A 13914-nucleotide genomic window follows, 5' to 3' on the forward strand; every position below is an offset into this window, starting at 1 on the left:
AGACCGAGTACATATCCATTGTTGCGGTAACGGCCTCCTATGGTTCCGCCTGACGGCGGCTCACTTTTGAACAGCGCAAAAGTAAGCAAAACGCTCTTCCCCACCACTCGGTGCCTCGCTTAGGCTCGGCATGCCCGTAATCCGACATTGATTTGGGGGCCGCCGCAATGGGCCCTCCCTGGCCCAGTGCGGCTAAACCGGCGTCCTGCCGGTTTACCCCCAAATCAATATCGGATTCCGGCCAGCGTGGTTAACGGGGCGCCCAGGATCAAAAACAAAGCGAGGCGGCCTTAGAGCCGACCTGATCGCTAGGGCATGCGCGGTGTGGCTTCTACTTCCTAAGACGCTGACGAAGTCAGCAATCTTTTGATCTGGCTCTGGCTCTGGCTCTGGCTCTGGCTCTGGCTCTGGCTCTGGCTCTGGCTCTGGCTTTTGATCCTGGGCGCCCCGTTAACCACGCTGGCCGAACGCAGGCTTGAAGCCGTGGGTAACCCGGCAGGACGCCGGGTTAGCCGCCCCGCGCCATGGATGGCGCGTGGCGGCGGCCCACGGATTCAAGCCGGAGTGAGGGGCACACCGAGCCCAAGCGAGGTGCCAAGTGGTGGGGCAAGAGCCTTTTGCTTACTTTTGGGCTCCTCCAAAAGTGAGCCGCTGTAAAAGCGGAACCATAGGTGGCCGTTACCGCAGAAATGGATATGTACCCCGCCTAATCCAACCCCCCAGAGGCCGCCAAGCAAGCTCCCTCGCCACAGGCCGCTACAAAGTTGTGTAGATACCTATGGCCATCGCGGGCAAGCCGCAAGCGGGCGCCGCAAGCAGGCGCCGCAAGCGGGCGCCCGCTCTCACATTAATCCAGGTCGTTCGCAGATTATCCATACACCCGCCAAACCTGTGGAGCCCTCAGGCGACGTTGGCTTGTAGTGGGGTGTTGTCGGCCAGGATGCGTTCGATGGCGCCGACCAACAGGCTGTGCAACAGGCGGTCGCGCTCGCGGGGGGGCAGGGGGTGTTGGCCCAGCCAGCCGGGGGCGCTGTTGAGCAGGGAGGCGATGGTGTGTCCGGCGGCCAGCAGGGCTTGGTCGCCGAGTCGGATCGCGGGGCAGAGCATGCGCATCAGTTGTTGCTCGTAGCGTTGCTGTAACTGACGGACGCGCACTTGCTGGTCGTCGTTCAGGCAACTGCTGTCGCGCTCCACCAGGCGAAAGTGCCAGGGCATGTCCTGATGCAGTTTCAGGTGTGCCTGGATCAGCGGCAACAGGCGGTCCTGGGAGGTGCGCGAGCGCCGTTCGATGCGGGTGAGGGTGGCCAGCAGTTCTTCGTAGAATTCTTCGATCAAATCCAGCAGCAGGTGCTGTTTGCTCGGGTAGTGGTGATACAGCGAACCTGGGGTAAGCCCCAGGTACGCCGCCAGTTCACGCATGCCGACCTGGCCAAAGCCCTTGCTGGCGAACAGCTCCAGGGCCTTGTCCCGGCTTTGGGCAAAGCGCGAGCAGCGCTCAGTCGTAGACATGGAAGCCGCGTCCGGTCTTGCGACCCAGGTAGCCGGCCGCGACCATTTCCTTGAGCAACGGGGCCGGGCGGTACTTGCTGTCGTTGAAGCCGTCGTAGAAGGCTTGCATGATCGCCAGCAAGGTATCCAGGCCAATCAGGTCGGCCAGGGCCAACGGGCCGATCGGCTGGTTGCAGCCCAGGCGCATGCCGGCGTCGATGTCTTCGGCACTGGCCAGGCCTTCCTGCAGCACCAGCACTGCTTCGTTGATCATCGGTACCAGGATCCGGTTGACCACAAACCCCGGACGGTTGCCCGCGGTGATCGCGGTCTTGCCCAGGCGCTGGGCCATGTCCAGGGCCAGGGCGTGGGTCGCGTCGCTGGTCTGCAGGCCACGAATCACTTCGATCAGCGCCATCACCGGCACCGGATTGAAGAAGTGCAGGCCGATGAACCGCTCGGGGTGGCTGACGCTGGCCGCCAACTGGGTGATCGACAACGACGAGGTGTTGGAGGCAATCACGCACTCGGCGCTGACCTGGGCCGCAGCTTGTTGCAACAGGCGCAATTTCAGCTCGAGGTTCTCGGTCGCGGCCTCGATCACCATCTGCACGCCGTGCAGGCTGGCGTAGTCGGTGCTGGTGCGGATCTGCCCCAGGGCCGCGAGTTTCTGTTCCTGGCTCAGGCTGCCCTTGGCTACCTGGCGATCGAGGTTCTTGCCGACGGTGGCCAGGGCCTTTTGCAAGGCGCTCTCGGCGATGTCGATCAGGGTCACCTGCAAGCCTGCCACCGCGCAGACCTGCGCGATGCCGTTGCCCATGGTGCCGGCGCCAATCACGCCGATGTGCTGCAGATTCATGTCGATGTCCTTGCTCATACGCGTTCGAACAGCACGGCGATGCCTTGGCCGCCGCCGATGCACATGGTTGCCAGGGCGTAACGGCCCTGCACGCGGTGCAGTTCGTGAATGGCCTTGGTGGCGATGATCGCGCCGGTAGCGCCCACCGGGTGACCGAGGGAAATCCCCGAACCGTTAGGGTTGACCTTCGCAGGATCGAAGCCCAGTTCCTGCGCCACGGCACAGGCCTGGGCGGCGAACGCTTCGTTGGACTCGATCACGTCCAGGTCAGCCACGGTCAGGCCGGCGCGCTCGAGCACCAGGCGGGTCGCGGGAATCGGACCCAGGCCCATCATCGACGGCTCGACACCGGCGTGGGCGTAACCCACCAGCCGCGCCATCGGCTTGAGACCTTGTTCCTGCACGACTTTGCCGGTGGCCATGATCAGTGCGCCGGCACCGTCGTTGAGGCCCGAGGCGTTGCCGGCGGTGACGCTGCCGTCTTTCTTGAATGCCGGCTTCATGCGCTCCAGCTGTTCGCTGCTGACGTCGCCGCGCACGTGTTCATCGGTGGCAAAGGTCACGGTGCCTTTGCGGGTAGCGATCTCGATCGGCACGATCTGCCCCTCGAAACGCCCTTCGGCGATGGCGTGGGCAGCGCGCTGCTGGCTGAGCAGGGCCAGTTGGTCCTGGGCCTGGCGGCTGATGCCGAAATGCTCGGCGATGTTCTCCGCGGTGATGCCCATGTGGATCCCGGCGAATGGGTCATGCAGGGCGCCGAGCATGTAGTCGATGCCCTGGATATCGCCCATGCGCGCGCCCCAACGTGCCTGCGGCAGCAGGTAGGCGCCACGGCTCATGGATTCCACGCCACCGGCCATTGCCGCGCCGGCGTCACCGAGCATCAGGCTCTGGGCGGCACTGACGATTGCTTGCAGGCCGGAACCGCACAGGCGGTTGACGTTGAAGGCCGGGGTTTCCTTGGACAGGCCGGCGTTCATCGAAATCACCCGGGAGATGTAAGCGTCGCGGGCTTCGGTCGGGATCACGTGGCCCATCACGGTGTGGCCGATGTGTTCGGGGGCCAGGCCCGAGCGCTCGATGGCGGCGCGGCACACGGCGGTGCCCAGGTCGATCGGCGAAACGTCCTTGAGGGAACCACCAAAACCACCGATGGCGGAACGGACGGCGCTGAGGACAAAAATATCGGAAGGCTTCATGAATGTTCCCTGGGTATCGTGGGCAGCGCGCGGCTCACGTAATATGGGCGGCGCTGGAGGAGGCTGGTTTATGGCGCTGAGTCTAGAGTCAGCCGCGCCGCGGCGCCTATGCCAAAACTGCGCAAGGGTGGTGGCGTTTTTTGCCATGTTCAGATGATCGGGAGCCAGGGAAATACATGCGGGAGACGGATTCGGTAGCGGTGTACTTCGTGTACCCGATGATCCAGGCCTTGCGCGCGGACCCACAGCGCCTGCACGCGGTGCTGCGCCAAGTGGGGATCGATCCGCAACTGCTGGAGCAGCCGGCGGCGCGGGTCCCGGCCTCGGCGTTTGCCGCGTTGTGGCTGGCGCAGATTGGTGAGTTGCAGGACGAGTTCTTCGGCCTCGATTCCCACGGCATGCCACCCGGCAGCTTCGCCCTGATCTGCCGCGCGCTGATCCAGGAGCCGACCCTGGAAAAAGCCATGCGCCAGTGCCTGGCCAACTTTGCCCTGTTCCTGCGGGACTTTCGCGGCACCCTGACCGTGCGCGGCAAGCGCGCGCTGATCAGCCTGCAGACCCAGGCGCACAGCGTTGAGCTGGCGCGTTTTGGTGAAGAGACCTTCCTGGTGCTGATGATCAGCCTGCTGTGCTGGCTGGGCGGACGACGGATCGCCATCGACCGCGCCGACTTCCAGCACCCGCGTCTGTCCCTGGACGACGATGCCTTGCTCTGGGGCGCCAATCTGACCTTTGGCGCGGCACGCACGCAAATCGAGTTCGACAGCCGCTTCCTGCAACTGCCGGTGACCCAGGACCTGGCGTCGCTCAAGGCGTTTTTGCGCAGTGCCCCGCAATGGCTGGTGATTCGCTTCCGCAACCAGCACGGCCTGGCGGCGCAGGTCCATCAGCGGCTGCGCAACAGCGATTACAGCCAATGGCCGACCCTGGAAGCCTTTGCCCGCGAGCAACACCTGAGCCCCAGCACCGTGCGGCGCAAGCTCGAGCGCGAAGGCTGTGCGTTCCAGGAGATCAAGGACGAGGTGCGCCGCGCGGTGGCGATCGAACAATTGCGCCGCACCCAGGCCAGTATCACCACGATTGCCGAGCAGATCGGCTTCCAGGAGCCCAGCGCGTTTCACCGCGCCTTCAAGAAGTGGACGGGGGAAAGCCCGGGGCGTTATCGGGCACGGTTCCAGGGCGCGCAGGCGTTGCCGGCGGTGGACGAGCATGACCGGTGATCGTCTCGGCTGAGTAATCCGGCATGCCCTGGGCGTTGTTCAACTACTGTTGAAAGTCGCCATGATTGGGGAGTGCCTGTGATGAATAACGTGATTGCCGATCTGATTCTGCACAACGGTCGCCTGCACACAGTGGATCGGGCCAAGCCCCGGGCCAGCGCGGTGGCGATCAAGGACGGGCGGTTCGTGGTGGTCGGCAACGACGCCCAGGCCATGGCCTTGCGCGGCGCGGGCACCCAGGTGATCGACCTGCTGGGGCGCACGGTGATCCCCGGGCTCAACGACTCGCACCTGCACTTGATCCGTGGTGGCCTGAACTACAACCTGGAATTGCGTTGGGAAGGGGTGCCGTCGCTGGTGGACGCATTGCGCCTGCTCAAGGACCAGGCCGAACGCACACCAGCCCCGCAGTGGGTACGGGTGGTGGGCGGCTGGAACGAATTCCAGTTCGCCGAAAAACGCCTGCCGACCCTCGACGAATTGAACAAGGCCGCCCCCGATACGCCGGTGTTTGTCTTGCACCTCTACGACCGCGCCTTGCTCAACCGCGCGGCCTTGCGGGTGGTGGGCTACGACCGCAATACGCCGAACCCGCCCGGCGGCGAGATCGTGCGTGACGCCAATGGCGAGCCGAGCGGCATGCTGGTGGCTCGGCCCAACGCGATGATCCTCTATTCGACCCTGGCCAAGGGGCCGAAACTGCCGCTGGAATACCAGCTCAACTCGACCCGCCAGTTCATGCGCGAGCTCAACCGCCTCGGGGTCACCAGCGCGATCGATGCCGGCGGTGGTTTCCAGAACTACCCGGATGACTACGCGGTGATCAACGAGCTGGCGGCCAAGGATCAACTGACCATCCGCATCGCCTACAACCTGTTTACCCAGAAACCCAAGGAGGAGCTCAACGACTTCAAACACTGGACCGCCAGCGTCAGCCTGCACCAGGGCGATGATTACCTGCGCCACAACGGCGCCGGGGAAATGCTGGTGTTCTCGGCAGCGGATTTCGAGGACTTCCTCGAACCGCGCCCGGACCTGCCCTTGACCATGGAGCAGGAGCTGGAGCCGGTGGTGCGGCACCTGGTGGAGCAACGTTGGCCGTTTCGCCTGCACGCCACCTACGACGAATCGATATCGCGCATGCTCGACGTGTTCGAGAAGGTCAATCGGGATATACCGTTCAATGGCTTGCCGTGGTTCTTCGATCACGCCGAAACCATCAGCCCGAAAAACATCGAGCGGGTGCGGGCGCTCGGCGGCGGCATCGCGATCCAGGATCGCATGGCGTTCCAGGGCGAGTACTTCGTCGAACGCTACGGCGCCAAGGCCGCCGAGCTGACCCCGCCGATCCAGCGCATGCTCGCCGAGGGCGTGCCGGTGGGGGCGGGCACCGATGCCACGCGGGTGTCGAGCTACAACCCCTGGACCTCGCTGTACTGGATGGTCAGCGGGCGCACGGTGGGCGGGCTGGCGCTGTATCCGCAAGGGCTGCCCCGGGACACCGCGCTGGAACTGTACACCCACGGCAGCGCCTGGTTCTCCTCGGAGCAGGGCAAGAAAGGCCAGATCAAGGTCGGGCAACTGGCGGACCTGGTGGCGCTGTCGGCGGACTATTTCACGGTCGAGGACGAAGCGATCAAGTGGATCGAGTCGCTGCTGACGGTGGTCGGCGGCAAGGTGGTGCACGCGGCGGGGGATTTTCAGCGGCTCGCGCCACCCACCTTGCCGGTGACCCCGGACTGGTCGCCGGTGGTCAAGGTCCCGGGGCATTGGCGCCCGGCTGCGCCGCTGCAGGCTCAGGTGCACCAGTGCCGCGGACCTTGTGGCGTGCATGCCCATGGTCACCAGCGCGCGCGGCTGTCGAACGTCCCGGTGAGTGATTTCCAGGGATTCTGGGGCGCCTTCGGTTGTTCGTGTTTCGCCTTTTGAGGGCTGGCCGGCGATTGCGCTAATGAAAATTATGCTGTAGTTTTTCATGAAATTATAAAAACATAATTTCATGGGTAGACAGATGTTTCAGCAATCCACACAACATGTCGCCAGCTACTACGCCCACAGTTGCGCCGATCGATTGCTGGAACGACCGGTGTTTGCGGGCGAGCAGGACACCGAGGTGGTGATCATCGGTGCCGGTTTCAGCGGCCTGCACACCGCGTTGCGCCTGGCCCTGGCCGGCAAGCGCGTGACGGTGCTGGAAGCCAGCCGGGTGGCCTGGGCCGCGTCCGGACGCAATGGCGGCCAGGCGATTCTCGGCTGGTCCTGCGACATGCCGCCCCTGGAAGCGGCGCTCGGCCATGAGCGCGCGCGCCGCCTGTGGGACAGCATGCGCTGGGCCGCCCGGGAGTTGCGTGAACTGCCGGCCCGCCACGGTTTCGACTGTGACTATCGCCCCGGGCATTTGTGGACCTCGGTCATGCCCCGGCGGGTCAGCCTGTTGACCGAGTGGCAGCACGAGGCCAGCCACAAGTGGGGTCACGATGGCCTGCAATTCATCCCCCGCGAACAGTTGCCGCAGTGGGTCGCCAGTGAGCGTTACCAGGCCGGGTTGTTTGATCCCGAAGGCGGGCACCTGAACCCGTTGAAACTGGCCCTGGGCCTGGCCGCCGCCATCGAAAGCGCAGGCGGTCGCATCTACGAGCAAAGCAAGGCCCTGAGCTACCGCCAGGTGGGCGATCGTTACGTGGTTGAGACCGAGCAGGGTAGCCTGCGCGCCGATGTGCTGGTGCTGGCCTGCAATGCCTACCTCGATCGACTCGATCCGCAGTTGGCCAGTTGCGTGTTGCCGGTGGGCACCTACCAGGTCGCCACCGCGCCGCTGGCGCCGGCACTGGCCAGGGCGTTGCTGCCGGGCAATGTGTGCGTCACCGACAACCAGTTTGTCCTCGATTACTTTCGTCGTACCCCGGACCACCGCCTGCTGTTCGGTGGCGGCTGCACCTACCTGGGCGGCATGCCCAGGGACATCGGCGCGGCAACCCGGCCGTTTCTCGAGCGGGTGTTCCCGCAGTTGCAGGGCGTCGAGCTGGAGTACGCGTGGGGCGGGCACATCGACCTGACCCTCAAGCGCACCCCGGACATCGGCCGGCGCGGCGATCTCTACTGGCTGCAGGGCTATTCGGGACACGGCGTGTTGCCGACCCTGGCCGCCGCACGCGCGGTGTCGGCGGCCATCCTCGGCCAGACCGACGAGTTAGCCCTGTACCAAGGTCTGCAAAACGATAGCTTTCCCGGCGGCAAATACCTGGCCGCGCCGCTGGAAGCCATCGGCAAGGTCTGGTACCGACTGCGCGACAGCATTTGATCAATCCTCTTCCGGAATTCCAGGCATGAACAAGCAAGAAGAAATTGCCGCGCTGGCGATCCTGATCCACGACCTGCGCAAGCACAAGAAATTCACCCTCAAGGAGCTGGCGGACAAGATCGAGCGTTCCGTGGGTTTCCTTTCGCAAGTCGAGCGTGGCCTGTCCCGCCCGACCGTGGCTGACCTGACGGCGATCAGCGAGACCCTGGGGGTGCCGACCACCTATTTCTACAGCCTGCCCAAGCCCAAGGTCCTGCCGTGGGTCACCCGGCCGGATGAGCGCCGCACCCTGTACTACGCCAACGGCATCACCGACATCCTGGTCTCGCCGAAAATGCGCGCCACCTTCTCGATGCTCGAAAGCCGCCTGGAGGCCGGGGCCAACAGCGGTGAGCGGCACCTGAGCGACAGCTCGGAGCAGGGCGGTTACGTGCTCGAAGGCGAGTTGACCCTGTGGCTGGACGAGGACGACGAGCCCGTCACCTTGCTGGCCGGCGACAGTTTCCAGCTCGACAGTCACACCCGCTGCCGCTACGGCAACCTCACTGACCAACTCACGCGTGTGCTGTGGGTTTACACCTGATCACTACAACGGGAACCTTGAAGATGGACGCTGCCTGCTCTGATCTGTTGGCCGAAGTACGGGCTTTTCGCCAACGCTACCCTGAGGTGCGTTATGTCGACCTCATCTCCCTGGACATTCCGGGGCACTTCTACGGTAAGCGCTATCCGATCGACATGCTGGAAAAAGTCGCCGCCGGCACGGCCCTCAAGTTGCCGCAGAACTGCGTGCTGCTGGGTGTGCAGGGTGGTCTGTTCAAGATCGGTGACTACTGCTTCCACGACGGCGACCCGGATGCCGTGCGGCGCCTGGTACCGGGCACACTCAAACCCGTGACCTGGGAGTCCCAACCCCTGGGGCAGATGCTGATCACCTCCGACGGCACCGCCAAGCCCATCGAATTCGAACCCCGGGAAGTCCTCGCCCAGGTGCTGCAGCGCCTGCGCGGCAAAGGCATTCACCCGGTGGTGGCCTTCGAGCTGGAGTTCTACCTGTTCGACAAGCAACTGCGTGACGGTCTGCCGCAGTTCCCCCGCGATGGCCTGACCGATGACACCGACGATCAACCGAACATGCACATCGAGCGCCTGTCGCGGTTTTCTCCGGTGCTCGATGAAATGGTCGAGGCCGCCCGCATCCAGGGCATCGACACCACGGTGATCACTGCCGAGCTGGGCCCAGGCCAGTTCGAAATCAACTTCGGCCACCTCGACGACGGCCTGCAAGCCGCCGACTGGGCCGCACTGTTCTGCCGCAGCACCCGTGGCGTGGCCCTCAAGCACGGCTATCGCGCCAGCTTCATGGCCAAGCCGTACCTGCAACATCCCGGCAGCGGCATGCATGTGCACGTCAGCTTGTACGACGGCGCTGGCCAGAACCTGCTGGCGGCCAACCAGCAACAGGCCCTGCGCCATGCCGTCGCCGGCTGCCTGGAACTGCTGCCGCACTGCATGCCGATCTTCGCCCCCAACCAGAACGCCTACCGCCGCCTGGGCGGCACCGTCAACGCGGCCACCCGCGCCAGTTGGGGCTTCGAGGACCGCGACGCCTGCGTGCGCATCCCTGAGTCCGACGCCAAGAACCTGCGCATCGAACACCGCCTGGCCGGTGCCGACGCCAACCCCTATCTGGTACTGGCCGCGATCCTGGTCGGCCTGGAGCAGGGTCTGGACGCTGGCCGCGAACCCATCCCGCCGCTCAACGAAGACCGCAACAGTGGCATCGACTTCCCCCTGGACATGCTCGAGGCCGTACGCCAGATGCAATACCAGCCACAACTGCGCGAAGGGCTGGGCGCCGAGTTCGTCGACGTCTACTGCGAAAACAAGCGCCAGGATCACTTGGCCTTCCAACAGGAAATAAGCGCACGGGAATACCGCTGGTATCTATAATCACCCCCTGGCCCGGCTCGCCCCGGGCCAGGGAATTGAAAACCTTGAGATTTTTTACTTTGCGTCCTTGACAGGACATCGGAAGCAGTCCAGAATTGCGTCCATTCCTGCTTAGGGAACGAGAAAAACCCTTTAGATTTCAAAGGGTTGGGAGTAGATGAAAATCTAGTTTCCTTCTCCAGTTTGTTTGCGTTTGGTGTTGTTTTTCAGGCATCCGACGTTTGAGGCCGAGTAGCAAAATGGTTATGCAGTGGATTGCAAATCCACCTACGCCGGTTCGATTCCGACCTCGGCCTCCACTATAAATAGCCCTGTAGATCAACGATCTACAGGGCTTTTTTATTTAAGCTGGTGCGCAATGTTTTGTCCTGGAATTGCCTTGGATGAACTTGCTTAGCAGGGTAGGGGTGTATATATTTCCTCCCCTGTCGCACTAGTAGCAAAAACGACTGGTTGGCTTCAGGTCGTGATTGACCGCGACACCGCGCTACCGCCCGAATGGCGAAATTGGTAGACGCATGGGACTTAAAATCCCCCGCTCGTAAGGGCGTGCCGGTTCGATTCCGGCTTCGGGCACCATATATATCAAGGGCTTGCGTGATTTTATCGCGCGGGCCCTTGTTCGTTTCTGGTCCGCAATTATTGGATTGGTCCGCAATTCACTTGGTTGGCGAGACTTTTTCCTCTTTCGGTGCGGTTGTAGTGTTCGGTCATCACGACGGTCGTATGCCCAAGTTGATCCCGGGCCTGCAAAATATCGCCGCTTGATCCGGCCTTGTCTGTGGCTGCTTTGGCCCGCAAATCACGCATCTGAAATTGCGCCTTGTCGATCCCGGCTTTCTCCCTGGCCAGATCAAAGCCACCTCTGAGCATCGGATAGGTCAGTGGTTGGCCGGTGTCGATCACGACCAAACGAGTGGACCTATCCGCGATGCGTCAGCAGTTTGGGCGATCAATGAGCTTGAGCCGGAGCAGGCTAAATTGCTCCGAATTAATGAATGGCTCGGAGAAGAGGTGGTCCGCTTTAAGTCTTACGATATCCCCGAAGCATAAAAGCAACTGATGTTTCAATAGGGTCATAAGTAATCTCAATGCCAAGCGTGATGTTTTTCGATCACGCTCGTATTGTTGGTAAGACCGTGCAGTGTGCTTGAATTAATGGCCTCGGTTAGCTTTTCGCTCCATAAGTAATCGACCAATCTCGTCATATGCTATCTGGCCTGCGTGGTCGATGTTTTTTTGACTGATAGCAATGTATGGGGCGTTGGGGGTGAGTGGGACTACTGCATCGCGCTCATCACTCATGAAGATAACTTGCAGTGCCACCTTGCGCGAAATAAGTTTTTCTAGGTTGTTCAGTCTGCTCGGCGGTAGTTCTTTTCCGTTTTGAAAGCCTATAATTAAAAAGTCTATGAATGGGATCTCATTGTCCCGTTCGAGGAAACCTTCCATAAGCCCTGTACTTCCTTTAACTCTCATTTTTCGGAAATGATCGGCAATACTGTGGCAACCATGAAAGGCCGATCCATTCTCCTGAAGGGTGAGCATTGCGAAAGTGGCACCAAGCCATTGCTTGTAATCATAAGCACTTGGTTGCAGCATCTCGCTTGGAATGCATGATTCGATAAATTGCTTTCCAATGCGTGTGATTTTTTCTTCGGCGATGAATTTGTTCTGGTACAAGAAGTGGATGTCCATCCCTCGTGCGCTAAAAGGGTCGTGGTTCTTTAATAGTTCTTTTGTCGTCATGTCCCAGTTGCCGAGTGTGGGCATGATTCTGTGGCTTTCGATAACGTGTATGTTGGCAAGTAGGTCGAGTTGGTCCCAAGTTATTTCTTTGAGTTTTAAGATAAATAATCTCTTGTATTCTTTTGGTGTTTTATTTGTGGCTATTGACTTTGCCAGATTCCCGTACAGTTCACTTTTTTCTTCCTCAATATCTGCAAGGCATGCGCTAAAAAGAGCATGGTAGTCTGCAGCGTCTAAATCCGCATCGGCTGGAGTTTCGCTTTGACTCTTGTCGTCACTCAGAAGAAGGCGGCGGTGAAATTTATATGCTTTCTTTTCGCTTTGTTCACTTATGTAGTCTCGAACAAATGATGCGCCAATTTTTGCAAAAGTATATATTTTGTCTGCTCCGGGTATTCCACTGTAGGTGAGCCCGGTTTCAATTATTAAGTCGGCTATTTTGATTTTTTTGCTAGTCATTGTGCGTCTCGTAGGACTGAGTATTCAGCATCCTAAAACCCCTCGTTCCCCGCCACACCTGCCGGCTAAATGTGTCGAGCTTTCTGCATCCATCTTCATTGCGTCAGTCGCTCTGCTGTTTTGTGCGTACAAACACACAAACGGACCCCAATACAGCCCCCAATTGATTGCAGTCACGTACCTGCACCGCTGGAGGCCTTGAAAATAGTGGAGCGGGTGATGGGAATCGAACCCTCGTTATCTGCTTGGGAGCTGAAAACGAATTGAGCCTGAGGGAGTGGTTAGTGCAGGTCGGTACTTTAATATCTCTTTTTCAATTGTTCACTAGCTATTTCTTCAATAGTGTTTTTCGAGAATGCCATTCCGTTAAAAGAGCTAAATAGTTCTCCTACTACTTCAGGAATCAAAGAGGGTATTGAAGAAGGTGCCACGTCTAATGGGATATTTATATGGCTGACAATCTCATTGTCGCCACAGATCCTTCCAGGGGAAATATAGCGTCCAACATCAAAAGACGTCAGATTTCGATCCGCCAGTCCGCTCCAACGAAAGGCGAATTCTAAATACGTTTTATCACCCTCAAAGCCCATAGATTTTGCGAATGAAATTGCAACGGAAATAGCTTCCGCTATATTTATGATCGCAATGTCCATGCCGAAGGCCGAATTCGGTGGGTTGCCTTTCGAAACGGCAATAGCATCCTCCCAAAGAACTCGAGTATGGTAAAAACTACCTGGAGGTTCAACCCTCCAATAATCTAAATGCGGTCTAATGAAATTTCCAACGTAGTCTTCAATGAGAGCTTCCCATCCATTTGCACGTGTCCTGGGTCTGTCAGTCGCCACTTGGAAGCCACGAGTATCCATCCAAAGTGGCCAGCCCGAATGATGAGGGTTAGCGTACATAAAAGAAGACAAGAAATTATCGTCTGATCGAACTGTATCCCTTTCTTGTGTACTGCTGATGATAAAAGCTACCTCAAAACGTCCATTGCCTAAATCGCGGGCATTATCAGCTTTTGGAGCATCTAGAAATCGTTGGCGGCATTGGTTCATGAATGCATCAACTACCGCTGTTTCAGGCTCAATCGGCTGACCGCCGAGGTGTGCGAGCAGTCCAGGAATATCTAATCCCGTAAGATGGCGTCTGACGAAGTTTCCGATGTCAGCTTCCCGATTGTCGAAGCATACATTCATTATTTGCGGCCAATCGCTAAAAAGTGCAGCAGCGGTGCTGGGCGTATTATTTGCTCGTAGGGTGCGAACATATACCGTGTCTTGTTTTACTAAATCTCGTGGTGGTGAACTCATGTCTTGCAAACGGCATTTTGCCGCAACGGGTGTGAGTACTCCTGGGGGAATAACTATAAATGGAAAGCGAGCCCCTTGAAAATTTCCGAATTGAACAACTATTTCGAAAGTCTCTGACGAATATTTTGTAATAAGTGCCTGAATTGTGTCTTGATGAAATCTCTCGTCTATATTATCCGGGACGTCCGGCTTTAGTGGGATTCCATCGTCGGAAATCCCAATTCCTAAGTATCCACCATTTAGATTTCTTAATGCGATAGCGGCCTTGATTATTTTCGACTTTCCTTCTGGCGTTGAAGGATCAATCCACGCCTTGAGTTCAATGTTCAAACTTTCTCTAGGTGCTAGTAAAAACTGATCTAAGTCCATTTGGTGT

At 59.5% G+C, this 13914-nt stretch carries 11 protein-coding genes, 2 tRNA genes and 1 pseudogene; 8 read left to right on the forward strand and 6 right to left on the reverse strand.

What is annotated here, in order from left to right; genetic code table 11:
• Positions 1-900 precede the first annotated feature (900 nt).
• The 3 genes from QMK50_RS25510 to QMK50_RS25520 are packed head-to-tail and all read right to left on the reverse strand — an operon-like array spanning position 901 to position 3546.
• Positions 901-1509, reverse strand: coding sequence for a TetR/AcrR family transcriptional regulator (locus tag QMK50_RS25510; protein ID WP_095169634.1), 609 nt, complete (start codon positions 1507-1509; stop codon positions 901-903).
• The gene (locus QMK50_RS25515; RefSeq protein ID WP_095169739.1) at positions 1496-2347 is read right to left on the reverse strand and encodes a 3-hydroxybutyryl-CoA dehydrogenase; all 852 of its coding nucleotides are present in this window, start codon (positions 2345-2347) and stop codon (positions 1496-1498) included. Before QMK50_RS25515 ends, QMK50_RS25510 begins: the two co-directional genes overlap by 14 nt.
• 14 nt (positions 2348-2361) lie before the next feature.
• Positions 2362-3546, reverse strand: coding sequence for an acetyl-CoA C-acyltransferase family protein (locus QMK50_RS25520; protein ID WP_159995322.1), 1185 nt, complete (start codon positions 3544-3546; stop codon positions 2362-2364).
• A gap of 176 nt (positions 3547-3722) precedes the next feature.
• Here QMK50_RS25520 and QMK50_RS25525 point away from each other — a divergent pair, with 176 nt between their 5' ends.
• The 7 genes from QMK50_RS25525 (at position 3723) to QMK50_RS25555 (ending at position 10599) form a co-directional block, all read left to right on the forward strand.
• On the forward strand, positions 3723-4766 hold the full coding sequence (locus QMK50_RS25525; protein WP_320334326.1) for an AraC family transcriptional regulator: 1044 nt from the start codon (positions 3723-3725) through the stop codon (positions 4764-4766).
• A 90-nt stretch (positions 4767-4856) separates the two neighbouring features.
• A complete protein-coding gene (locus QMK50_RS25530) occupies positions 4857-6695 on the forward strand; it encodes an amidohydrolase (RefSeq protein WP_320334555.1) in 1839 nt (612 codons plus the stop codon).
• Between the two features lie 82 nt (positions 6696-6777).
• Positions 6778-8067 carry an FAD-binding oxidoreductase gene (locus QMK50_RS25535; protein WP_320334327.1) on the forward strand — a complete coding sequence of 430 codons (1290 nt, stop codon included), beginning with the start codon at positions 6778-6780 and terminating at the stop codon, positions 8065-8067.
• Between the two features lie 25 nt (positions 8068-8092).
• A complete protein-coding gene (locus QMK50_RS25540) occupies positions 8093-8650 on the forward strand; it encodes a helix-turn-helix domain-containing protein (RefSeq protein ID WP_095169638.1) in 558 nt (185 codons plus the stop codon).
• Between the two features lie 23 nt (positions 8651-8673).
• Entirely contained in the window at positions 8674-10020 is a 1347-nt protein-coding gene (locus QMK50_RS25545) for a glutamine synthetase family protein (RefSeq protein ID WP_320334328.1), read from the forward strand.
• Positions 10021-10245: 225 nt separating this feature from the next.
• A tRNA-Cys gene (locus tag QMK50_RS25550) sits at positions 10246-10319 on the forward strand.
• 193 nt (positions 10320-10512) lie between these two features.
• A tRNA-Leu gene (locus QMK50_RS25555) sits at positions 10513-10599 on the forward strand.
• Positions 10600-10659: 60 nt separating this feature from the next.
• Here QMK50_RS25555 and QMK50_RS25560 read toward each other — a convergent pair.
• The gene (locus QMK50_RS25560) at positions 10660-10926 is read right to left on the reverse strand and encodes a hypothetical protein (RefSeq protein ID WP_413787330.1); all 267 of its coding nucleotides are present in this window, start codon (positions 10924-10926) and stop codon (positions 10660-10662) included.
• 12 nt (positions 10927-10938) lie between these two features.
• On the opposite strand from QMK50_RS25560, the pseudogene QMK50_RS25565 reads away from it, so the two are divergent.
• Positions 10939-11073: pseudogene (locus QMK50_RS25565) on the forward strand (Presumed portal vertex protein); the annotation flags it as partial.
• A 102-nt stretch (positions 11074-11175) separates the two neighbouring features.
• Here QMK50_RS25565 and QMK50_RS25570 read toward each other — a convergent pair.
• The gene (locus tag QMK50_RS25570) at positions 11176-12228 is read right to left on the reverse strand and encodes a hypothetical protein (protein WP_320334329.1); all 1053 of its coding nucleotides are present in this window, start codon (positions 12226-12228) and stop codon (positions 11176-11178) included.
• Between the two features lie 299 nt (positions 12229-12527).
• Positions 12528-13907: an ATP-binding protein gene (locus QMK50_RS25575; RefSeq protein ID WP_320334330.1), complete on the reverse strand. Its 1380-nt coding sequence runs from the start codon at positions 13905-13907 to the stop codon at positions 12528-12530.
• Positions 13908-13914 lie beyond the last annotated feature (7 nt).

Origin of the sequence: Pseudomonas sp. P5_152, assembly GCF_033989915.1 — a bacterium.
Taxonomy (GTDB): Bacteria; Pseudomonadota; Gammaproteobacteria; order Pseudomonadales; family Pseudomonadaceae; genus Aquipseudomonas.